This is a genomic window from Cryobacterium sp. TMT2-17-1, assembly GCF_004402765.1.
Lineage (GTDB): Bacteria > Actinomycetota > Actinomycetes > Actinomycetales > Microbacteriaceae > Cryobacterium > Cryobacterium sandaracinum.
Map to the genome: position 1 here is coordinate 39,112 of NZ_SOGC01000028.1, position 20,757 is coordinate 59,868.

General features: G+C 66.3%; 19 protein-coding genes and 1 pseudogene. 15 read left to right on the forward strand and 5 right to left on the reverse strand.

Going from position 1 to position 20,757, the window contains the following annotated elements:
* The first annotated feature begins 73 nt into the window (after positions 1 to 73).
* Both E3O47_RS07635 and E3O47_RS07640 read left to right on the forward strand, forming a co-directional pair.
* On the forward strand, positions 74 to 1,201 hold the full coding sequence (locus tag E3O47_RS07635; protein ID WP_134420087.1) for a hypothetical protein: 1,128 nt from the start codon (positions 74 to 76) through the stop codon (positions 1,199 to 1,201).
* Between the two features lie 522 nt (positions 1,202 to 1,723).
* A pseudogene (locus tag E3O47_RS07640) lies at positions 1,724 to 2,386 on the forward strand (DNA-processing protein DprA); the annotation flags it as partial.
* 110 nt (positions 2,387 to 2,496) lie between these two features.
* Here the strand turns inward: E3O47_RS07640 and E3O47_RS15955 are convergent.
* A complete protein-coding gene (locus E3O47_RS15955) occupies positions 2,497 to 4,530 on the reverse strand; it encodes a hypothetical protein (RefSeq protein WP_166785351.1) in 2,034 nt (677 codons plus the stop codon).
* 113 nt (positions 4,531 to 4,643) lie between these two features.
* Positions 4,644 to 5,150 carry a hypothetical protein gene (locus tag E3O47_RS07650; protein WP_104103155.1) on the reverse strand — a complete coding sequence of 169 codons (507 nt, stop codon included), beginning with the start codon at positions 5,148 to 5,150 and terminating at the stop codon, positions 4,644 to 4,646.
* Positions 5,151 to 5,382: 232 nt separating this feature from the next.
* Between E3O47_RS07650 and E3O47_RS07655 the strand changes: the two genes are divergently transcribed.
* The gene (locus tag E3O47_RS07655) at positions 5,383 to 6,282 is read left to right on the forward strand and encodes a phosphodiesterase (protein WP_134420091.1); all 900 of its coding nucleotides are present in this window, start codon (positions 5,383 to 5,385) and stop codon (positions 6,280 to 6,282) included.
* An 11-nt stretch (positions 6,283 to 6,293) separates the two neighbouring features.
* Positions 6,294 to 7,340, forward strand: a complete 1,047-nt coding sequence (locus tag E3O47_RS07660) for a tyrosine-type recombinase/integrase (protein ID WP_134343037.1) — start codon at positions 6,294 to 6,296, stop codon at positions 7,338 to 7,340.
* Between the two features lie 56 nt (positions 7,341 to 7,396).
* Here E3O47_RS07660 and E3O47_RS07665 read toward each other — a convergent pair whose 3' ends face one another.
* Positions 7,397 to 7,948 carry a M23 family metallopeptidase gene (locus E3O47_RS07665; RefSeq protein ID WP_134420093.1) on the reverse strand — a complete coding sequence of 184 codons (552 nt, stop codon included), beginning with the start codon at positions 7,946 to 7,948 and terminating at the stop codon, positions 7,397 to 7,399.
* 323 nt (positions 7,949 to 8,271) lie between these two features.
* Between E3O47_RS07665 and rpsB the strand changes: the two genes are divergently transcribed.
* The 9 genes from rpsB to E3O47_RS07710 all read left to right on the forward strand — a co-directional run bounded on the left by rpsB (position 8,272) and on the right by E3O47_RS07710 (position 14,990).
* Positions 8,272 to 9,192: a 30S ribosomal protein S2 gene (gene rpsB, locus E3O47_RS07670; protein WP_104103167.1), complete on the forward strand. Its 921-nt coding sequence runs from the start codon at positions 8,272 to 8,274 to the stop codon at positions 9,190 to 9,192.
* Between the two features lie 9 nt (positions 9,193 to 9,201).
* On the forward strand, positions 9,202 to 10,029 hold the full coding sequence (gene tsf, locus E3O47_RS07675; RefSeq protein ID WP_134343040.1) for a translation elongation factor Ts: 828 nt from the start codon (positions 9,202 to 9,204) through the stop codon (positions 10,027 to 10,029).
* A gap of 210 nt (positions 10,030 to 10,239) precedes the next feature.
* A complete protein-coding gene (pyrH, locus tag E3O47_RS07680) occupies positions 10,240 to 10,956 on the forward strand; it encodes a UMP kinase (protein WP_104103173.1) in 717 nt (238 codons plus the stop codon).
* A 31-nt stretch (positions 10,957 to 10,987) separates the two neighbouring features.
* Positions 10,988 to 11,542, forward strand: a complete 555-nt coding sequence (gene frr / locus E3O47_RS07685) for a ribosome recycling factor (RefSeq protein ID WP_104103176.1) — start codon at positions 10,988 to 10,990, stop codon at positions 11,540 to 11,542.
* 15 nt (positions 11,543 to 11,557) lie between these two features.
* Positions 11,558 to 12,553: a phosphatidate cytidylyltransferase gene (locus tag E3O47_RS07690; protein ID WP_241973147.1), complete on the forward strand. Its 996-nt coding sequence runs from the start codon at positions 11,558 to 11,560 to the stop codon at positions 12,551 to 12,553.
* A gap of 46 nt (positions 12,554 to 12,599) precedes the next feature.
* Positions 12,600 to 13,148 carry a DivIVA domain-containing protein gene (locus tag E3O47_RS07695; RefSeq protein WP_104103179.1) on the forward strand — a complete coding sequence of 183 codons (549 nt, stop codon included), beginning with the start codon at positions 12,600 to 12,602 and terminating at the stop codon, positions 13,146 to 13,148.
* Positions 13,149 to 13,288: 140 nt separating this feature from the next.
* Positions 13,289 to 13,897 carry a lytic transglycosylase domain-containing protein gene (locus E3O47_RS07700; RefSeq protein ID WP_104103181.1) on the forward strand — a complete coding sequence of 203 codons (609 nt, stop codon included), beginning with the start codon at positions 13,289 to 13,291 and terminating at the stop codon, positions 13,895 to 13,897.
* Positions 13,898 to 13,936: 39 nt separating this feature from the next.
* The gene (locus E3O47_RS07705; protein ID WP_104103184.1) at positions 13,937 to 14,233 is read left to right on the forward strand and encodes a hypothetical protein; all 297 of its coding nucleotides are present in this window, start codon (positions 13,937 to 13,939) and stop codon (positions 14,231 to 14,233) included.
* Between the two features lie 28 nt (positions 14,234 to 14,261).
* The gene (locus tag E3O47_RS07710) at positions 14,262 to 14,990 is read left to right on the forward strand and encodes an alpha/beta hydrolase (RefSeq protein ID WP_104103189.1); all 729 of its coding nucleotides are present in this window, start codon (positions 14,262 to 14,264) and stop codon (positions 14,988 to 14,990) included.
* A 12-nt stretch (positions 14,991 to 15,002) separates the two neighbouring features.
* Here the strand turns inward: E3O47_RS07710 and E3O47_RS07715 are convergent, their stop codons facing one another.
* Both E3O47_RS07715 and E3O47_RS07720 read right to left on the reverse strand, forming a co-directional pair.
* Positions 15,003 to 16,052 (reverse strand): AI-2E family transporter, encoded by a 1,050-nt coding sequence (locus E3O47_RS07715; protein ID WP_104103192.1) that lies wholly within the window; start codon positions 16,050 to 16,052, stop codon positions 15,003 to 15,005.
* 20 nt (positions 16,053 to 16,072) lie between these two features.
* Positions 16,073 to 17,695 (reverse strand): hypothetical protein, encoded by a 1,623-nt coding sequence (locus E3O47_RS07720; RefSeq protein ID WP_134420095.1) that lies wholly within the window; start codon positions 17,693 to 17,695, stop codon positions 16,073 to 16,075.
* Between the two features lie 251 nt (positions 17,696 to 17,946).
* On the opposite strand from E3O47_RS07720, the gene E3O47_RS15960 reads away from it, so the two are divergent.
* Together E3O47_RS15960 and E3O47_RS07730 are read left to right on the forward strand one after the other, a co-directional pair.
* Positions 17,947 to 19,749, forward strand: coding sequence for a hypothetical protein (locus E3O47_RS15960; protein ID WP_174722139.1), 1,803 nt, complete (start codon positions 17,947 to 17,949; stop codon positions 19,747 to 19,749).
* Positions 19,746 to 20,747 carry a tetratricopeptide repeat protein gene (locus E3O47_RS07730; RefSeq protein WP_104103201.1) on the forward strand — a complete coding sequence of 334 codons (1,002 nt, stop codon included), beginning with the start codon at positions 19,746 to 19,748 and terminating at the stop codon, positions 20,745 to 20,747. The genes E3O47_RS15960 and E3O47_RS07730 overlap by 4 nt, the downstream gene beginning before the upstream one ends.
* Positions 20,748 to 20,757 lie beyond the last annotated feature (10 nt).

Below are 20,757 nucleotides of genomic sequence, written 5' to 3' on the forward strand. Positions count from 1 at the left end.
CGGCCTTCACCGCTGGAGGAGTGGACGCTTCCCAGTGCAGGCGCGGTTCGGTGGCACCTGTCATACTCGCCCAATGACGACGTTTTCGCCTTGGGTCAGGAGCCGTGGCTTCGGCAGGCTACTTGCCCAAGAGACAAATATCTCGGATTTGTTGCAGTTTCTTAGCGACCGTGACAGTGCTCCTTGGGCTGACTTGGTTGGCTTCGTTCCTAAAATAGTCGAACGGGAATCCCTTGAAGCAAATGCGGATCTTCTGTTGGTGGCCGATGATCGACGTGCTGCTGTTGAGGTGAAGGCGGGTCATGTTATGGACGCGGAACAGCAGGGACGTTATGAACTTCTCTCTGACAAGACCGGGCTATTTCTTGCGGCACTCAGTATCGACAGGCGTCGTTTGGAAGCGGACTCGACAAGCCGCTGGAGGTTCCTCAGCTTGGCGGAGGTCTTTGAGGCTTGGGTCGATGTAGACGACCAGGTCTCGCGGGTGCTCTCCCGTGAAGCCGTCCTCGTACTAAGGGAATGGGATACGCAGCTCTCCGCGGTGTTCGCGCCGCTGGAGGACGAAGGGGGCAAGCCTCTGAATGTTCTCACGAAGAAGTCGCTGGCGAAGGCGGTTAGCCGTCGCATCGAAATCGAACTTAGAGATCGGGGCCGGACTACTCGTTCCGGTGTTACAAGCGGGGGTGGATTGCCTCTAGTCCAGGCCTGGACTCCCATAAGAGGTGAGACTGAAGACCGATCTTTCATAGCCGAGGTGCGTTGGCGGGAAAAGAAACAGGGGGGCGAACTGAGGTTTGGAGTGGACTTCGGTCACCGTCCCGGTGAGGCTGAAAATGAGGAAGTTCGTCGGGCGGCTTACGACTTGTCGTGCAGCATGGATGACCGCATTGATGCGGCGGCGCTCAAGCTTCATCTAGAAGCCTCTGATCCCAGGCTCGCCAAACTGCTCAATCGGGAGAACAGTTCACGTCCCGTTGCAAGGGGCGACTGGGAGCAAGTCATGCGTCACGGCTTCGCCGGGGCTCATCTTCCAGATGGCAAGAGGAACAACAGGCAGCGGACAAGTCCCGCTTTCTTTGGCGATGGCGCCATGCGGTTCCAGGCAATTGCGGACATTGATTTTGCTTGTGCGGGCGGGCAGGACATTGCAGATCTTCTCGATGCAACGCTCTCGTACTTAGCTGACGTACAACCAGGCTAGATGCTGGGGTCGACCATTCGACTGAACTACCCGCAGGGCTGCCTTCTGCGGCGTCTCCCGCCGTCGCCGGCACTGCCCTTGGACGGACCGATGCCGACCATTCTCGTCGTGCGCTTAGAGCTGGCCCTGTCGGTGATCCGTGGTCCTTGAATTGCAGTCAATCTGGATTGGAGTGGCAGGAGTAGGAACGCGCTCGGGCGCTGGTCCTGGCTCACGAACACCGGTACGACTGGCATCACGCATACGCGAAGTGGGTGCCCGGCTTTGGGGCGCTAAAAGAACCGACACCAACCGTGTCCATGCCATGGATTTTCAGCCAAGTCCCCGATGTCCGTTTCAACTGACGATGCTTTGCCGCTAGCGCCAAGCCGAAATCAAAACTTGGGCGGGTGTTTGCCGTCCGCGTGTGGTTAGCGCGATCTGAGCTGAACGGCACACTTTCAGGACTGGCCAACCATGGTTTCGACCGCTGCCTGTTCTCGCGGTTTGTTGCGCTCACAACACTGTTATACGGGACAGAGTTCGTACGGCATTGACGGCATGGCGCACCGGGCGGCACTGGCCAGCTCGGGGCTGACCGTCGCGTTCCTCGCCGGGGGAGTGGACCGCTACTACCCGAGCGGCCACGACGCCCTGCTGAGCCGTATCGCCACGATGGGGGCGATCATTTCCGAACTGCCGTGCGGGGCCGCGCCCACCAAATGGAGGTTCCTGCAACGCAACCGGTTGATCGCCGCTGCCAGCGCGGCCACGGTCGTGCTCGAGGCCGGCTGGCGCTCGGGTTCGCTCAACACTGCCGGGCATGCCGCCGCTCTCGGCCGGCCGCTCGGGGCCGTTCCGGGCCCGGTGACCTCGCCGACGTCGGCCGGCTGCCATCGGCTGATCCGCGAGTATGACGCCGTTTGCGTCAGCACAGCCGCGGAAATGGCCGAACTGGTGGGCGAACGGATGCTGGGCCTCACCCTCGACCTGCCGCCCGCCGATGGAGACACGGCCGGGTTCGGCGGCCGCACGAGCGAGCAGGTGCGCGTGTTCGACGCTCTGAGCACGCGGGCGGCGCGCAGCGTGACCGACATCGCCCGTCGGGCCGGACTGTCGATGTCAACGGTGCAGGGGTCCCTCGGCGCCCTCGACCTGGAGGGGGTGGTTCGGGAGAAGGAGACCGGCTGGGTGCGCGGCCGGTAACGGTTCGCCGTTCACCCGACCACCCCCCTGGTCGTCCCCGTCCTTTCGGCGTACGAGCACGTCGACCGTGGCCCCGTCGTTGTCATCCATGATCACTGGAAGACTCCTGATCACTGGACTATCGTGACGATGACGGAGGCGCTCACAAGCCCCGAAGCTTCCGCCGTGAACGTGTACAGGCCCGCTTGATTGCCTTGGTAACTGACCTGGCAGCCACTGAACGTAGCAACACCGTTGAGAGAAGTCCTGGTTGTCGCCGCGCACGACGGCGTGCCGGATCTGTTGGACGGTGGACTCGCAGAGAGCGTGACGCTTACAGCGGCGTTCGCTGTGTTGCCGAAGGCATCCTGGATCGTGATTTCCGGCTGAGGCACGAAGAAGTCGTTCCTCTTATGGCTCTTCTGAGGGAATGTTCCGGTGAAAGCGAGTTTTGACGCGGCCCCGGCCGAGATCGTGGTGGTGTTGCTCGTGGCCGTGATGGGGCCTGCCACGACGGCCGTCAGTGTGTAGGCGCCGGCCTTGTCGATCCGACAACCGGTGAAGGTCGTGACGCCGGCGGTGCTGGCGGAAGCACACGCGGACAGGGTGGCCCCGACGGGTGTGTTGGTGAGGCTCATTGTCACGGCTGCGGTGCTGTTCGTGACGGTGTTGCCACCGGCATCCTGCACCGTGACAACCGGTTGGGTGGAGAAGGCACTCTGACTGATGGCGGTGCTGGTCGGGAAGGCGATGGCTAGTTTCGCTACGGAGCCGACCGATATGGTGAGGCTGCTGGACTCGGCCGTCCAGGTCCCTGAGGCCGCCGTGAGTGTGTAGCTGCCGGGTTTGTCGATCCGGCAACCGGTGAAGGCCGCGACACCGGACGCGGCCGCGAGCGGGTTGCCTGAGGTGCAGGACAGCGCGGCGCCTGCCTGGGTCGTGAGGCTGAGGCTGGTGGTGACGGTGTTTCCGAACGCATCCTGCACGGCAATGACAGGTTGGGTTGAGAACGGGGTTCCGCCGCTACTGCTATTGGCGGGCTGTGCGGTGAAGACGAGTCTCTTAGGGGGCCCGGCGGTGACGTTGATGCCGTTGCTCGTGGCGTCGGCGAGCCCGGCCGAGCTGGCGGTGAGCGTGTAGCTGCCGGCCTTGTCGATCTGGCAGCCGGCGAAGGCGGCGATGCCTGAGACGGCAGCCCGGGCGTTCGCGGCGCAGGTCAGGCTGGCCCCGGCGGGTGAGGTGAGGCCGAGGCTGATTGTTGCGGTGCTGCCGGTGATGGTGTTTCCGCCGGCGTCCTGAACGGTGACCACCGGTTGGACGGGCGCGGCGAACGTGGTCTGGCTGGTGATGGAGAAGTCAACGGCAGGTTGGGTGAAGGACAGTTTCTTCGCGGAGCCCACGGAAACGGTCAGGGCGGTGCTCGTGGCGGCGGTCAGGGCACCGGAGGCCGCGGTGAGCGTATAGGTGCCGGCCCTGTCGATGGCGCAGCCGGTGAAGACCGCGACACCGGATGCTGCCGCCAGCGGGTTGGTTGGGCACGTGAGCCTGGCGTCGGCGGGCGACCCGGTGATTGCCAGTGTGACCGGGCTGGTACTGGTGGGCACGGTGTCTCCGGCGGCATTCTGGATCGCGACGCTGGGCTGGGCAGTGAAGACGGCGCCGCTGGTCGCGTCGGACGGTTGGGCCTGGAACGCGACTTTCGTCGGATTCGAGATCGTCACGCTGCCACTGGGGGCGCTCGCCGCGGTCCAGCCGTTGTAGACGGCGGTGACCGTGTAGGTATAGTCGCCGGTCAGAACGAGCAGGTCGTCGCAAAACGCGGTGGCCACGATGATGGTCGGGCTGGTGCCGCAGGCCGGGGTCGGCGTGCCGGTGCCGGTCTTGGTGCGGGTGGCGCAGGAGCCGGTCGGCGCGGGCGTGCCGACGGATGCCGTCCAGCGCAGGCTCACGGTGCCGGCGCTCGTCGCGGGAACGAGCACGTCGGTGGGCGGAAGCAGCGTGCCGAGGGCTGCCGAGCCGGAGCCGAACCCGGGGGCGGTGTAATACGCGGAGGCGCCACCGGTTACGGACACGACCAACACGGCAAGGGTCACGGCGGCGGTGAGGCCGAAGAATGAGAGGCGGGTGTTTCCGGATGCGGAACGGTGGGCACGGAGGGAAGTCACGTCAACCTCTCACAGCTGTCGAACGAGCATGAATGTTCAGGGACTCAGATGTACCAAAATGAAAATCGCACAGGTGGGCAGGCTCGGAGAGAGCCTGCCCACCTGTGATCGAGCTAGTTGGACTTGAGCGTCAGCGTGACGGTGGCGCCCTTGCAGGCGTCCTGGTCGTCAGCGGTGTCAAGGAACATGAGCGTCGAGGCTCCCGTGATGGTCACATCGACGACGGTCTGGCTCCTGGGCATGCCCATCACGCGCGTGTCGGAGACGACGGACGGGGCGATCGTAAAGTTGTCGGCGAAGACACACCCTGGGGCGTCAGTGCTGCCGGTCTGGGAGATGGTTGCGACCTTGAGGCTGGACGTGCCCGCATTTTTTGCGGAGTACGTCACCGGCACGGAGGCGCCCGGGGTCAGACCGTCGGCCAGGTGGGCGCTCAGCACCAGCGAGCCGTTGGACTTGGCGTTGGCCGCCGCGCCGGTGCCGGAGCCGGTCGTCGACCAGTAGGCGTACGCTCCGCCTCCGCCGACCAGGAGCATCGCGGCCGCGACGAGCGCGATGCTCCTCACCCGCAGCTGCTTGGCGGTGCCGGCGGTTGCCTCGGGTGTGGTCTTCTTGGTCATGTGATGCCCTTCTATCGATTTCGGGTCTCGACAGTCCTCATCTGTGAGGACACGTGCTGAAAGCTAGGGCGGTCTCGTGTGCGCCGTTAGGCCGGATGAGCCCACAGAACGGGGCTGCGGGCCCCCCCCAATAGTGGGTTCGCGCGAATCCCACCGAAGGGTGAATTTGCGCGACGACAGGCCGACGTCGGGGGCAGGCCGTAGTCTGGGCGGCACCCACGAAAGGTGAGTCATGTCAGCCGTGCAACTGGGCCAGTACCCTCCAGCCACCCACCTCATCGCGCATATCAGCGACACCCACTTCCTCGGCGGAGGTCGAGCGCTCTACGGCGCGGTCGACACCGACACCACCGTGTACCAGGCGATGGCACAGTTGGAGCGGTCCGGTCTCCGGCCCGACGCGCTGCTCTTCACCGGTGACATCGCCGACCGCGGTGAAGCCGCTGCGTACCGCCGGGTGCGTGACATTGTCGAGGCCGCGGCCGAACGGATGGGCGCCCCCGTCATCTGGGTGATGGGGAACCACGACAAGCGCGAGGCCTTCCGCACCGAGCTGCTCCGGGAAAAGAGATCCTCGGCGCCGATCGACCGGGTATTCGACATCGGGGGAGTGCGCATCATCGCACTGGACACGAGTGTTCCGGGCTATCACCACGGCGACCTGTCCGGCGCGCAGTTGGCGTGGCTGGCCGAGGTGCTCAGCGAGCCTGCTCCGCACGGCTCCCTGCTGGCGCTTCATCATCCGCCCGTGCCCACGATGTTGCCGCTGATGTCCATCCTCGAGCTGCGGGGGCAGCCCCGACTGGCCGAGGTGGTGGCCGGCAGCGATATCCGGGCGATCCTGGGCGGACACCTGCACTACGCGACGACCGGACTCTTCGCGGGTATCCCGGTGTCGGTCGCCGCAGCGACCTGCTACACGATCGATCCGACCGCGCCGCAGGGGGCGCTCAGCGGTCTGCAGGGTGGGCAATCGATCAACCTCGTGCACGTCTACGACGACCAGATCGTGCACTCGCATGTGGCTCTCGGCGAGTTTCCGGCAGCGACCGGCTTCGACGCGGCCTTCCTCGACCGGATGGAGGCGCTCACGCCCGACGAGCGCACCGAGGCCTTCTCGCGGCAGGTCTGACCGAGGTGACTATGCCTGAGTCCGTTCGCATACCACCGCCGGTTCCCGCGCCGGTGCACCTCCTCAATGCGTCTGTCGACGACTTCGTGGTCTACCTGGCCGTTGAGCGCGGCTTCTCCGTGCACACCGTGCGCGCCTACCGCACCGACCTGGCGGGACTGATCGCCTTCGCCGAAACTCGCAGCGTCATCGACCCGGCGGCGCTGAGCCTCGATCTGCTCCGCGATTGGCTGTGGGTCGGAACCCAGTCGGGGCTGGCGCGGGCGACCATTGCCCGGCGGTCGGCCTCCGCCCGCAGCTTCACGGCCTGGCTGGCACGCACCGGCGGCAGCGCAACCGACCCCGCCGTGCGGCTGCGCTCGCCGAAACCCGGCAGACCACTGCCCCGAGTGATCAACCACACCCAAATGCAGGAGCTACTCACCCACCTGGAACTTCGTGCCGCCGGTCCCGACCCGGCGGCGCTGCGCGACCTCGCGATAGTGGAACTGCTCTATGCGTCGGGGTTGCGGGTCTCGGAGCTCGTTGGCCTCGACGTCACCGACGTCGATCTGCACCGACTCACCGTGCGGGTCACCGGCAAGGGTTCCAAGGAACGCGTCGTTCCCTTCGGCGTGCCGGCCCAGCACGCGATCCTCGCCTATCTCGAACGGGGCCGCCCCCGGCTCGTTGAGACCGCAGCGCCCGCCGAGACCGCAGCCCCCGCCGGGACCGTGGGGCCCGCTGCCGAGAACCGCGCGCACGCAGCGAAAACCGCAGCCGAGAACGCCGCGACGCCGGTGAGCGCGCTGTTCCTTGGTGCGCGCCGCCAGCGCCTCGGCGTGCGGGCGGTCTACCGGCTGGTCGCCACTCTGCTCGCCGATGTGCCCGGCAACGGGCCGGCCGGCCCGCACGCCCTCCGCCACACGGCGGCCACCCACCTGCTCGACGGCGGAGCCGACCTCCGGGCCGTGCAGGAGCTGCTTGGCCACTCCAGCCTCGGCACCACCCAGATCTACACTCATGTCTCGGCCGAACGCCTCAAACAGAGCTACCGCACCGCGCACCCGCGCGCCTGACTCCCCGGCGACGGGTTCCGGGACTGCTCCGCGACTACCTCGCGGCTGCCGGCCCCTCAGCTGTCTCCTCTCAGGAGCAGTGCCGGCAGCAGCACCGCGCGAGGAACTCCGACCAGATACAGCAGTGGTGACACATAGCCACCGTTCAACCGGGCGCCAAGATGCAGGCACTGCCCAGCGCAGTGCCCGCCGTCGGCAACCTGGCCGACGGGCTGCCCTGCCGCGACCCGGTCACCGACCGCGACACTGGCCGACACCGGCTCGATGCTGGATACCAGGCCGTCGTCATGTTCGATCGAGAGTACGGGGCGGTCGACCACGACCCCGGCGAACGAGACGATACCCTCGGCCGGTGCAACCACCTCCCGGCCGGCCTCGGCCGACAGGTCCAGACCTCGATGGCCCGGCGCATACTGGGTGGCCGGCGCCAGGAAACCCCGGAGCAACGGATGCGGCGGAGCCAGCGGCCAGTGCCAGGTGCCGGAGGTGGCCGTCTCCGTGACCGACGCCGCCCCGGGTAATGTCACACCCGCCGCGTCGCTCCGCACCATGGACAGGCGGGACAGCGGCAGCAGCGCGGCCGCGATGAGCAGACGGAAGGCATTCATGCCACCACCGTGCGGCCTCCGTCCCGCCCTAAACCGGCGAGGGCGGTATCCGTGACCGGATCCCGTACCACCCCGCCTGGGGAGGGACGCCCGCACGTGCCGGCGCGCGCACGGGGCACCCCCGTGGGTGCTAACCTTTGAGGAGCAGCGCTTGCGTGCTGACTACGCGTGCCCATTCGGCCTCCAGACCCACTCGGTCCTCGTTTCTTTCAGATGCGAGGCGGTTCTGTGCCGGGCACCAGGAGTGGTGATCATCCGATCACGACACAAACCGATTGGCGTTCGTCTGCATCGCAGCGCGCGCCGGACAAGGAGAACGGCTCATGGCCGTCGTAACCATCCGCCAGCTGCTCGACAGCGGCGTGCACTTCGGGCACCAGACCCGCCGTTGGAACCCGAAGATGAAGCGCTTCATCTTCACGGAGCGCTCCGGCATCTACATCATCGACCTGCAGCAGTCGCTCGGGTTTGTCGACAAGGCCTACGACTTCGTCAAGGAGACGGTTGCCCACGGCGGCACCATCCTCTTCGTCGGAACGAAGAAGCAGGCGCAGGAATCGATCGCCGAACAGGCCATCCGCGTGGGCCAGCCCTACGTCAACCAGCGCTGGCTCGGCGGCCTCCTCACCAACTTCCAGACCGTTTCCAAGCGTCTGGCCCGCATGAAAGAGCTTGAAGAGCTCGACTTCGAGGACACCGCCAAGAGCGGTTTCACGAAGAAGGAAATGCTCATCAAGAAGCGCGAGCTCGTCAAGCTGCACAAGAGCCTCGGCGGCATCCGCAACCTCACGAAGACGCCGTCGGCGCTGTGGGTTGTGGACACCAACAAGGAGCACCTCGCCATTGACGAAGCCCGCAAGCTCGGCATCCCCGTCATCGCGATCCTCGACACCAACTGCGACCCGGACGACGTCCAGTACCCGATCCCGGGCAACGACGACGCCATTCGTTCCGTCGGCCTGCTGACCCGCATCATCGCGGACGCTGCGGCCGAGGGCCTCATCCAGCGCCACGCCAAGCCGGAGGCTGAAATCGAGCCTCTCGCCGCGTGGGAAGCCGAACTCCTGGCCGCTCCTGCCGAGAACGCCCCGGCAGCTGACGAAGCCGTCGCCGTCTCCGACGAGACCGCAGAGGCCGTCGTGGCCGCGCCGGTTGCCGACGAGGAAGCCGCCGCAGCCCCAGCCGCAGAAGCCGAAGCCGCAGCCGTTGTTGCAGCCGACGCTCCCGCCGAAGAAACCAAGTAAGGACCAAGCATGGCAAGCATCAGCCTCGCAGACGTCAAAGCGCTGCGCGAGCGCCTCGGTACCGGCATGGTCGACACCAAGAACGCCCTCGTTGAAGCCGAAGGCGACATGGAAAAGGCCGTCGAAATCCTTCGAATGAAGGGTGCGAAGGGTAACGCCAAACGCGCCGATCGTTCCACCTCCGAGGGACTCGTCGCTGCCAAGGAAATCGGCAACACCGCCACCCTGATCGAACTCGCCTGCGAGACCGACTTCGTCGCCAAGGGCGATAAGTTCGTTGCACTAGCCGAGAAGGTCTTGGACGCGGTCGCCGCTGCCGCGGCCACCACGGTCGAGGAAGGCCTGGCCGCTCCGGTCGACGGTCAGACCGTCGGCCAGCTCATCGACGGCGAGGCCGCGATCATTGGCGAGAAGTTCGAACTTCGCCGCGTCGCATCCGTCGCGGGTGAGAAGTTCGCGATCTACCTGCACAAGACCAGCAAGGACCTGCCCCCGCAGGTCGGCGTTGTTCTGGGTTACTCCGGAGGTGACGCGGAGACCGCGCGCAGCGTGGCTCAGCACATCTCCTTCGCGAACCCCGAGTACCTCGCTCGCGAAGACGTTCCCTCCGACCTCGTTGAGGCCGAACGCCGGATCGTCACCGAGATCTCGAAGAACGAGGGCAAGCCGGAGGCTGCACTGCCCAAGATTGTCGAGGGTCGCGTCACCGCGTACTTCAAGCAGGTTGCACTCCTCGAACAGGATTATGCCAAGGACAACAAGCTGTCCGTCAGCAAGGTCCTGGCTGACGCCGGACTGACCGTCTCGGGCTTCGCCCGATTCAAGGTCGGCGCGTAACCGGTCGTTTGATCGTAGTGAAGGAGATCGGGTTGCAGTCGCAATCCGGTCTCCTTCTGTGTGTGGGCACCCACCAGCCCACCCAGTAGTTTTAGAACACCGCCGGAACACGGCACGGCGCAACACAACACAACACAACCCAACCCAACCCAAGGCAACACTGCACGGCACAGCACGGCACAGAGCATCACGAGGGAAGAAGCGCACAGAATGTCAGATACGGTCAAGAAGCGCAGGGTCCTCCTCAAACTTTCCGGCGAAGCCTTCGGGGCAGGCAGCCTGGGCGTCAATCCCGACGTCATCAGCGCCCTCGCCCGCGAGATCGCCGAGGCGGCCAAGACGGTGGAAATCGCCATCGTCGTCGGCGGCGGCAACTTCTTCCGCGGCGCCGAATTGTCGCAGCGTGGAATGGACCGCGGCCGTGCCGACTACATGGGCATGCTCGGCACCGTGATGAACGCCCTTGCCCTCCAGGACTTCCTCGAGCAGGCCGGATCCGAGACACGGGTGCAGTCCGCGATCGCGATGACCCAGGTTGCCGAGCCGTACATCCCTCGTCGCGCGGAACGCCACCTCGAAAAGGGCCGCGTGGTCATCTTCGGCGCGGGCGCCGGGCTGCCCTATTTCTCCACCGATACGGTTGCGGCCCAGCGTGCCCTGGAAATCGATGCGGACATCGTGCTCGTCGCCAAGAACGGCGTCGACGGGATTTACTCCGACGACCCGCGCACCAACCCGGACGCGCACAAGATCGACCACATCACCTACCAGGAGGCACTGCAGCGCGGCCTCAAGGTCGTCGACTCGACGGCCTTCAGCCTCTGCATGGACAACGGAATGCCCATGCAGGTGTTCGGCATGGCCCCGCACGGCAACGTGACGGCTGCCATTCTCGGCGCCGATCTGGGAACCCTTGTCTCCAACTAAGCTTGACAACGCCATCGAAGAAGGAGTCATCGTGATCACGGATGTTCTGTCCGACGCCACCGCCCGCATGCACAAGGCCGTGGAAGCTGCCAAAGACGACTTCGCGACCGTGAGAACCGGTCGTGCGAACCCGCAGATGTTCGCCAAGATCCTGGTGAACTACTACGGCACACCGACGCCACTGGAACAGCTCGCCTCGCTGCAGAACCAGGAGGCCCGCACGCTCCTGATCGGGCCGTACGACAAGGGCGCCCTGCGAGACATTGAGCAGGCCATTCGCGACACTCCGAACCTGGGCGCCAACCTCGGAAACGACGGCAACGTCATCCGGGCCACGCTGCCGGAGCTGACCGCGGACCGCCGCAAGGAATACGTCAAGATCGTGCGCACCAAGGCCGAAGATGCCAAGGTGTCGGTGCGCAACCTGCGCCGCAAGGCCAAGGACGACCTCGACGCCCTCAAGAGTGAAGTGGGAGACGACGACGTGGCCCGCGGCGAGAAAGAACTCGAACACATCACCAAGACCCACGTGGATGCCATCGACGACGCCCTCAAGCGCAAAGAAGCAGAACTCCTCGAGATCTAAGGACGATCCAGCCTCATGACGGACGAATCAGGCGATTCCGGAGAACGCGAAGGGCTGCGCGCCAAGCGCGAGCATGGTGTCAGTCGCGCCGAGTTCAGGGCCCAGATGCAGTCGAAGAAGGCCGATCTCGAACGTCAAATGCTGGCGACCCGGGCGCAGCTGGATGCGACTCAGGAACGTATCCAGGCGCGCACCGGGCGCAACCTGATCCTGGCAACCCTGATCGGGCTCGCGCTTGGCTTGTTCATGCTGTTCAGCCTCATCTTCATCAAAGACCTGTTCATGGTCTGCGCGATCGCGTTCGTGGGCTTCACGGCCTTCGAGCTCGCTCAGGCTCTCCGTCTCGCCGGACGTAACGTGCCGCGCGTACCGGTCGTCCTGGCATCCGTGGGCGTCGTGCCTGCCGCGTTCTACCTCGGCGCGGCGGGCCAGTGGCTGGGCACGCTCGCCGGCATTGGATTGATCGCCCTGTGGCGGCTGGCTTTTCTCGTCCGGCGCGCCTACCGCGCTCCCTCCCGGGAGGTGCTCGGCGACATCGGTGGTGGCTTCCTGATCCAGGCCTACGTCGTCTTCCTCGGCAGCTTTTCTGTGCTCCTGGTCGCCCAGCCCGACGGGCAGTGGTGGACCCTCGCCTTCCTGCTGCTGGTCATCTCAGCCGACACCGCGGCGTACGCCGCCGGCCTCAGCTTCGGCAAGCACCGCATGGTCCCCTCAATCAGCCCGAAGAAGACCTGGGAAGGGTTCGCTGGCGCCGGCGTCGCCTGTATCGGGATCGGCGTGCTGCTGGCAGTGTTCATGCTCGACCAGCCCTGGTGGTTCGGCCTCGTCTTCGGTGTGGTCATCTTGTTCACCGCGACCTTCGGCGACCTGGCCGAATCCCTGATCAAGCGTGACCTCGGCATCAAGGACATGAGCTCCTGGCTGCCTGGTCACGGCGGTCTCCTCGACCGGTTGGATTCGATCCTGCCGTCGGCCGCAGCCGCGTACGCCCTCTACCTGATTTTCGCTTAGCGGCCTCGGTTTAGTCAGGCGCGCGGCAGTGAGGCAGAATGTTCCGGTGACCTCCACCTTCCCTCGGACCGGCAAGAAGACGCTCGGCTACAGCGCTCCGCAGGTGGAGGAGTTCCTCGCTGTCGCCCGAAAAGCGTATGACGCCACCGACGACAGCGTCGGGTTGACCGCCGAGGACATCCGTCACACCGCGTTCAGCATGCACAAGGGCGGATATTCGCCTGCGCACGTGGATGCGGCCCTCGAGCGTCTCGAAGACGCCTTCGCGACGCGCGACCGGGACCGTGCGGCGCAGGCGCAGGGCACCGAGGCGTGGCTCGCTGAGGTGCATGACCTCGCTCAGGTGCTCGTGAACCGGCTCAGCCGGAAGGACGGACACCGCTTCCACCGGGTGAGCGTTCTCAGCGTCGGCTACAGCCGGGCGGATGTCGACCGGTTCTCCCACAAGCTCGTCCGGTACTTCGAAGACGGGCTCCCCATAACGGTGGAAGATGTGCGCTGCGCCGTGTTCCGGCCCCAGCGCGGCGGTTACCGGGAAGCCCAGGTCGACGTTGTGCTGGACAGTGTCGTCGATGTGATCCTGGCCGTCCGTTGAGTTGCGCCGCGCGCCGTGTCGAGGTCAATCGGCACCGTTATCTGGCTGTTATGTCGGATTTCCGATAGGATCGGCAAATCGTGGGTAGACATCTGAACATCATTGCATCCGAACACGCCGGTAGGCCCTTCAAGGTGAGAATGAGAAGGTCCCGCTCGCGCGGGCGCGTCCCCCTCTTCGCCTTCACCGCCGCAGCGGCGTTCGTGCTCGTCACTATCGTCGACCCGTATTCCGGCGCGACGGCGTCACCCTACTTCCAGGTTGCTGGCGACCGATTCAACGGTGAGGCAGCCCAGGAGATCCAGGTCGCTGCGGCAGCCTCGAACATCTTCACGCGTGACAGTTTCACCGTCACCGAGAAACCCAAGCCTGTTCCCGTTCCCGTCGCCGCTCCCGTCGCGTCCAAGTCCGCGTCGAGTTCGGCTCCGTCGGCGGCCGTTCCTGACCCCGGTTCGGCGCAGGCGATCGCCGCTGATGCGGTGGCCGCCCGCGGCTGGGGCGACGATCAGTTCAACTGTCTCGTGTCGCTCTGGAACAAGGAGTCCGGCTGGCGCGTCAATGCGGAGAACAGCTCCAGCGGTGCCTACGGAATCCCGCAGTCACTGCCGGGCTCCAAGATGGCCACCGCCGGCGACGACTGGGCGACCAACCCCGCGACCCAGATCCAGTGGGGCCTCGGCTACATCTCGGGCCGCTACGGCACCCCCTGCGGCGCCTGGGCGCACTCCGGCGACGTCGGCTGGTACTAGCGCTCCTTGTTCTTCCAGGCTCGCACGTAGACTGGCTCAATGGCCCGCAGCAACCGACCCCGTGGCCGCAAGCCCGGTCCGGGAGCCGCTGATGACGGCCTTGAGCGGATGCGCGCCGGCTGGCGACGCACGGAAACCCGCCGCGACGGCCTCTGGACGGTGCAACCCGTACCGGGGCCGCAAGCCGTGAAATCGTACGTGTGCCCCGGTTGCCACCGCGAGGTTGCGCCCGGCACCGCGCACGTGGTCGCCTGGCGCGGCGACGGCGTCATGGGTGAGGCATCCGACCTTGCCGCGAGGCGCCACTGGCACTCGCACTGCTGGAAGATCAAATAACCGCCCAAGCGGCACCAGGGGAGAAACCATGACTTCGAGTGTGGAAATTCGCGGCGGCGTCGAGCTACCGGCCGTGCGCGAGCAGATCGAGCTGCACACCGCGGACGGCCTGACCTTGGTCGGCGAACTGGCCACGCCCGTGAGCCGGGCACCGGTGGCGACGCTGGTGACGCTGCATCCGCTGCCCACCCACGGCGGCTTCATGGACTCGCACATCCTGCGCAAGGCGGCCGGGCGGCTGCCGGCCTTGGCCGACCTGGCGGTGCTGCGCTTCAACACTCGCGGCACGACCTCGCCGCGCGGCACGAGTGGCGGCAGCTTCGGCGGCGGCGTCGATGAGCGCCTCGACGTTGCCGCCGCGATGGCGTTCGTCGCCGAGCGCGGGCTGCCCGATCCCTGGCTGCTCGGCTGGTCGTTCGGCACGGAGCTTGCAATCAAGTACGGCCTGGAGCACCCGATCCGGGGTGCCATCCTCTTGTCTCCGCCACTGCACCGTGCCTCTGACGCCGAGCTGGCCGCCTGGACCGGCCGGGACGCGCGGCTGGTGGCCGTCATCCCCGAGTTCGACGACTATCTCCGCCCCGAGGAGGCCCGGGAACGCTTCGCGAGCGTGCCGGACACCCGGCTCATCGCCGTGGAGGGCGGGAAGCACCTGTGGGTGGGGGAGAGTGCCACCCGCCGCGTACTCGACGAGATCGTCGCCGTGGTCAACCCGGCCGCCGCGCCTCTGCCCACGGAGTGGACTGCGTCGGCCTAGTACCCGATCGGCCTAGAGTTTGTTCTGTCGGGGGATCACGACCTGCTTGATGATCATGATGGTTGCCGCGGCGACGGGGATGGCGATCAGCGCGCCGAGGATGCCGAGCAGACTGCCGCCCGCGAGAGCGGCGACCACAACGACGGCGCCAGGAACGGACACGGCCCGGTTCATGATGTTGGGGCTGAGCAGGTAGGCCTCTACCTGCATGTAGATCAGGTAGTAGATCGCGGCGACCAACGCTGTGAACGTCGAGCTGCCGATTCCGGGGATCAGGCAGGTCAGCACGATGATGATCGACCCGGAGATCGTGCCCACGAGGGGGATCAGCGAGAACAGGAACGCGATCAGCGCGAGCAGCGCCGGGAACGGCGCGCCGATGATCGACAGGAAGGTGAAGCTGAGCACGCCGTTGCAGAGCGCCAGGGCTCCCTGGCCGATCACGAATCGGCCGACGGATGTCGTGATCTGCTCGCTGAGATCGGCGAACCGAGCCCGCTTCGAGGCTGGTACCAGCTGGTATACGGCCTGCTTGATGCTGTTCAGCGATGCCGTGAAGTACAGCGTGAGGATCAGGATGATCAGGGCGCCGAAAAGTCCACTGACGATGGCGAGGCCGGACTGGATGATCGTGCTCGTGATGTTGGTGATGTTGCCGCCGACGAAATCGGTGACCGACTCTGTGATTTTCGACAGCGGGAGAGCCGGAAACTGCCTCTGTACATCGGCGAGAAAGGTGGAGGTGTTGATCGACGTGACCAGGTCCGGGATGGCCTTGGAGAGGTTGGAGACCTGGTTGACGATGATCGGCACGACGGCGAAGATCACTCCGGTCAGAACCCCGATCACGGCAACAAGCACCGTGAGCATGGCTGCCCAGCGGGGAAACCTCTTCTTCTCCAGCCAGGAGATGGCCGGGTCGAGCCCGAGCGCGAGGAACAGTGCCGCACCGATGTAGGTGATGATCGTTTGCAGAGTGATCACCGACGTGATGATGAGCAGGCCGACGCCGACGCCCAGGGTGCCGATCAGTCCGACGCGAAAAGCATTCTGGATCTTCACTGATATCCCCTCGGCTGGTGTCAGCGCTCGTCGTCGTCGCTGGCGGCGACCTTTTCCGCCTGTGTGAGCAGACCGCGCAGGCTCTCGAAGTAGCCGGCCACGGCGTCACGCTCAATCCTAATCTGGGACAGACGCTCCTCCGCGTCGGCCACAAGCACGCGCGTGCGCAGTTCGGCATCGGTCGCCAGCGCGGCGGCCCGCGTCTCGGCGTCCCGCACCAGACGTTCCGCCGACTCCTCGGCAACCTTCTTCGATGCCCTGACCTCGTCGCGGGCGGAGGCGTCCAGCTGGTCGTTCAATGCGCGCAGTTCGACCGTGCGCCGGTTGGTCTCGGCAAGCTGCTTGGTGGCATCCGCGACGAACTTCTGCGTCTGGGCCACCGCCTCCTGGTGGCGCTGCAGCTGGCCCTGCTCCGCTTCGTCCCGCCGGGCTTTCAGCTCGACGTCGAGGTCGGCCCTGGTCTGATCGATCTCGCGCTTGAGCTTGGCGGTTTCGTGCTCTCCCCGCTTGCGGGTGGCCGTTAGATGGTTCTCCAGGTCGATGCGCAGCTGCTCGCTTTCGGCGGTGAAGTCGGCGCGGGTCTGCTCATTGTCCCGACCGAGGTCGGCGTGTGACTGTTCGATCTCGGCCGCGAGGCCCACGCGCGCCTTGTCGACCTCGCGGCTGAGGTCGGCGCGCTGGCGTTCGAGGTCGCGGGCTAGGTCGGTCTGGGCCTGCTCGCTTTCAACGGACAAATCGGCGCGCTGCTGCAGCGTCTCCCGTTCGATGTCGGTTTTCGCCTGCTCGATCTCGATTGCGAGAAGGTTGCGGGCCTGCTCGGTCTCGTGGGCGAGTTCGATGCGAGCCTGTTCGGTTTCCCGGGCGAGGTCTATGCGGTGCTGTTCCGTCTCGGCGGCGAGGTCGATGCGAGCCTGTTCGGTTTCCCGGGCCAGGTCGGCGCGTTGCTGGTCGAGTTCGTGGGCGACTTCGGAGCGGGTCAACTCGGTCTCGCTCGTGAGCCCGGCCGCGACCTCGCGGGCCTCGGTCGCCTCCCGCTGGGCCACCACGCGAACCTCGGCGGCCTCGCGCTCCGCTTCCGAGCGGATCGCGGCGACTTCCCGCTTCACGGTTGCGCGCAGCTCGGCGGCCTCGGTGGCCACCGCTCCGCGGATGGCCGCCGCTTCGTGCACGGCGTCCTGGGTGAGCGTGGTGGAGTCCTCGTGGGCCCGGGCGAGTAAGTCGTCGGCTTCAGCGACGGCATCATTGAGGATGCGGCCGGCCTTGACCGCGGCATCCGACAGTGCCCGTTCGGCCTGCTCCTTGCCCTCGCGGAGCAGGGTCTGCACTTCGCTTGCTGCGGAGGCGCGCAGCCGTTCGGCGTCGATGTCCGCCTGGGCGATCACCCTCGTCGACTGCTCTTCCGCCACGCGCAGGGTGTTCTCGAGCTTGGTGCCGAGGCCGGAGAACGTGGGGCTGCCGACCTCTTCGATTTCCGCGTTCAGATCGTCGATCTGGGTGGTGAGACGTTTGATTTCCTTCTTCGCCTCGGTGCCCTGGGTATTCGCCTGAATCAGGTCGCGGCGCAGTCCCTGGATGGTCTTGTCGACTTCGTCGCGGTCGTAGCCGCGGAATACCTGGGTGAAGTCTGCTTCGTCGTTCGCCACGCTGTCTCCTCAAAATGGGCCTCTGACCCCCGTTTACGGACTGACGAAGGAAGCCTCCACAATTTTAGTCTGTTCAGTAGGCACTGGCGCGTCCCAACCCGAGGGATTATTAGGTGCCTCTCAGGGGCAACCAGTATCGTAAGACGTCCTGTCTGTTGCTGATCGGGCCCGCATCCGGGTCCAACGTGCCCGTGTGCGCGATGAGCGGCCGGCGACACAGGAGGGTTGACGTGCGTTTTGTTCTTGCCATAGTGGCATTCGTCCTTGCTGCGGCAATGATTGTGCTCGGCATCGCCCAGCGGACCATTTTTCTCGATCCGGCCTCGGTGAGCCTGAGCGCATCCGTGGAGGACGCCCGCTTCGCGGTGGTCGAGCCCAGTGCTCTCAACGCCGTGCCGGGAAGCCAGACGATCACCGTCAGCGGTTCCGACACGGTTTTCCTGGCCTACGGGCGCACCGACGACGTCAAGGCGTGGCTCGGAGACGAACCGTACGTCGACATCCGCAAGGACAAGGACACGGTCGCCCTCAGCAGCACACTCATCGATCCGGCTACGGAGGCCGAATCGGCCGCCGAGTCTGAGTCCGGCTCTGCGGCGCCGCCGGACTCCGCGGCTGAGTCGGAGACGGTCACCAACCCGGAGGGCTCCGACCTGTGGCTGCAGGAGTTCACGGCTGAGAACACGCTGACCACCACTCTCAAGGTTCCCGACGGCATCTCCCTGATCGTGGCCTCCGACGGCACGGCCTCCGCGCCCACAGATGTCAGCCTGTCCTGGCCCACCGACAACTCCACACCCTGGGCAGGCCCGCTGATCGTCGGCGGCGCGGCCGTCGGCCTAATCGGCTTGATCATCTACCTCCTGGCGCTCCTGCACCTGCGCCGCTCCCGCGGCCCCCGCCGCAATCTGCCCCGCGGGCCACGGATGCCCCGGCTCCCGCGCGTGCCCCGTCCGAAGGCCATCAAGCCGAGCCAGATCAACGGATCCGGTAAGTCGATCGCTCGGTCCATGGTCGCCATGCCCCTGATCCTGGTCAGCGGTTTGGTGCTCAGCGGTTGCTCGGCCGATTTCTGGCCGGCCACGTCCGCTCCCGACGCCGCCACCAGCGGGACGCCGACTCCGACCGACACCGCCGGCCCGGCCCAGGACGTGCCGCCGCCCGCCGTGACGGTGCCGCAGCTCGAACGCATCGTGGCCGATATCGCCTCGCTGACCGCGGATGCCGATGCGAACCTCAACGCCGACATCCTCGCCACCCGGTTCACCGGCCCGGCACTGGAGAAGCGACTGGCGAACTACAAGATCCGGGGGGCCGACCCGGCCATCGCCGCGCTGCCGGCGCTGCCCACGTCACCCCTCCGGCTCACGCTGCCGCAGCAGTCCTCCACCTGGCCGCGCGTCGTCATGACGGTCCTCCAGGACGAGGCTGACACTGCCGCCGCGCCGACGGCCCTCGTGCTGCGACAGGAGTCGCCGCGGGCCGACTACCTGGTCGAATACATGATTCAGCTTGAAGCGGCCGCCACGGTTCCCAAGGTCGCCCCGGCGACCATCGGCGCCCCGATCATTGCACCCGACTCCACGTTCCTCCTGCTCTCACCCGACCAGGTCGCCGCGGCCTACGCCGACGTGCTCCAGCTGGGGGAGGCCAGCCCCTCCTACGCCCTGTTCGAGGCGGAGGGCGACAGCTTCCGCACCCAGGTCACCGAACTGAAGACCTCACGCCAGGCCGGCCTGCCCTCGACGGCGTCGATCGAATTCGGTGCGGCCGCCGGCACCGGGCGCACCGTGGCATTGGCGACCAACGACTCCGGCAGTATCGTCGCCGTGAGCCTGACCGAGACCGAGACGGTGAAACCGGTGGATGCCGGCGCGACCGTGAGCCCCGAGGGTGCCAGCAAGGCCCTCTCCGGCATCACCGCCACGGCCAAGGGCATCACCAGCACCTACGGCGACCAGCTCCTGTTCCATGTTCCGGCCGCCGGTTCGAACGAAAAAATCGTCTTCCTTGGTTTCTCCCAGGGTCTGATCTCATCAACGGAGCTTCCATGAGTGTTGTCCCCCCGTCCCTGTCCGGCATGAACCTGCGCGGAGCCGTCGACCTGTCTACGCTGGTGAACCGTCCACCGGCGCCGGCCGCGGGCGCACCGCCGGCGCCGGGCGCACCGCCGGCGCCGGGCGTGCCCGGTACACCCGCGGCGGGTCCGGTCGCGGTACCCAGCCTCGTGCTCGAGGGCACGGATGCGAATTTCGGCGAAATACTGGAACTCTCGATGAGTGTTCCGGTCATCGTGGACCTCTGGGCCGAATGGTGTGAGCCGTGCAAGCAGCTCACGCCGATCCTGGAAAAGCTCGTCCTGGAATACGCCGGCCAGTTCGTGCTGGCCAAGGTCGACGTGGACTCGAACCCGCAGCTCACCCAGGCCTTCCAGGCGCAATCGATCCCGACCGTGGCCGCCGTGATCGGCGGTCAGCCGGTGCAGCTGTTCAGTGGCGCACTGCCTGAGGGCCAGGTGCGCGAGGTTCTGCACCGGGTCTTCGAGCTCGCGGCGCAGCACGGCGTCACCGCCATGGCCGCCGCCCCGGAGGCCTCCGGCGACGCCGAAGCGGAGGCGCCGGCCTCCGGAGAACCCGAGCTGCCGCCGCTGCACCAAGAGGCCTACGACGCCATCGACCGCGGAGACTATGACGCGGCGATCGCTCTCTACAAGACCGCGCTGGCGCGGGACCCCCGGGACCAGATGGCCGTCGCCGGCCTGGCCCAGGTGAGCCTCCTGGCCCGGTTGCACGGCAAGACCATGGCCGAGATCCGCTCAGCCGCCGCGGCCGCGCCCGACGACCTGCTAACGCAGCTCGCGGTCGCCGACCTCGACCTCTCCGGCGGTCACATCGAGGATGCCTTCGATCGGCTGCTCGCCCTCTTTCCCGCGCAGGAGCCGGCCGGCCGCAACCTGATCCGCGAGCGCATCCTGGAGATGTTCGAGGTCATCGGCCAAGACGACCCGCGGGTGCCGCCCACCCGCTCCCGCCTCACCGCGCTGCTGTACTAGACGACGGCGT

Bases quoted from the DNA above. Each gene is read 5' to 3' on its own strand.
- E3O47_RS07635 (WP_134420087.1), top strand. From the start codon at position 74: ATGACGACGTTTTCGCCTTGGGTCAGGAGCCGTGGCTTCGGCAGGCTA.
- E3O47_RS07650 (WP_104103155.1), bottom strand. From the start codon at position 5,150: ATGACCAAGAAGACCACACCCGAGGCAACCGCCGGCACCGCCAAGCAG.
- E3O47_RS07655 (WP_134420091.1), top strand. From the start codon at position 5,383: ATGTCAGCCGTGCAACTGGGCCAGTACCCTCCAGCCACCCACCTCATC.
- E3O47_RS07660 (WP_134343037.1), top strand. From the start codon at position 6,294: ATGCCTGAGTCCGTTCGCATACCACCGCCGGTTCCCGCGCCGGTGCAC.
- E3O47_RS07665 (WP_134420093.1), bottom strand. From the start codon at position 7,948: ATGAATGCCTTCCGTCTGCTCATCGCGGCCGCGCTGCTGCCGCTGTCC.
- rpsB (WP_104103167.1), top strand. From the start codon at position 8,272: ATGGCCGTCGTAACCATCCGCCAGCTGCTCGACAGCGGCGTGCACTTC.
- tsf (WP_134343040.1), top strand. From the start codon at position 9,202: ATGGCAAGCATCAGCCTCGCAGACGTCAAAGCGCTGCGCGAGCGCCTC.
- pyrH (WP_104103173.1), top strand. From the start codon at position 10,240: ATGTCAGATACGGTCAAGAAGCGCAGGGTCCTCCTCAAACTTTCCGGC.
- E3O47_RS07690 (WP_241973147.1), top strand. From the start codon at position 11,558: ATGACGGACGAATCAGGCGATTCCGGAGAACGCGAAGGGCTGCGCGCC.
- E3O47_RS07700 (WP_104103181.1), top strand. From the start codon at position 13,289: ATGAGAAGGTCCCGCTCGCGCGGGCGCGTCCCCCTCTTCGCCTTCACC.
- E3O47_RS07705 (WP_104103184.1), top strand. From the start codon at position 13,937: ATGGCCCGCAGCAACCGACCCCGTGGCCGCAAGCCCGGTCCGGGAGCC.
- E3O47_RS07710 (WP_104103189.1), top strand. From the start codon at position 14,262: ATGACTTCGAGTGTGGAAATTCGCGGCGGCGTCGAGCTACCGGCCGTG.
- E3O47_RS07730 (WP_104103201.1), top strand. From the start codon at position 19,746: ATGAGTGTTGTCCCCCCGTCCCTGTCCGGCATGAACCTGCGCGGAGCC.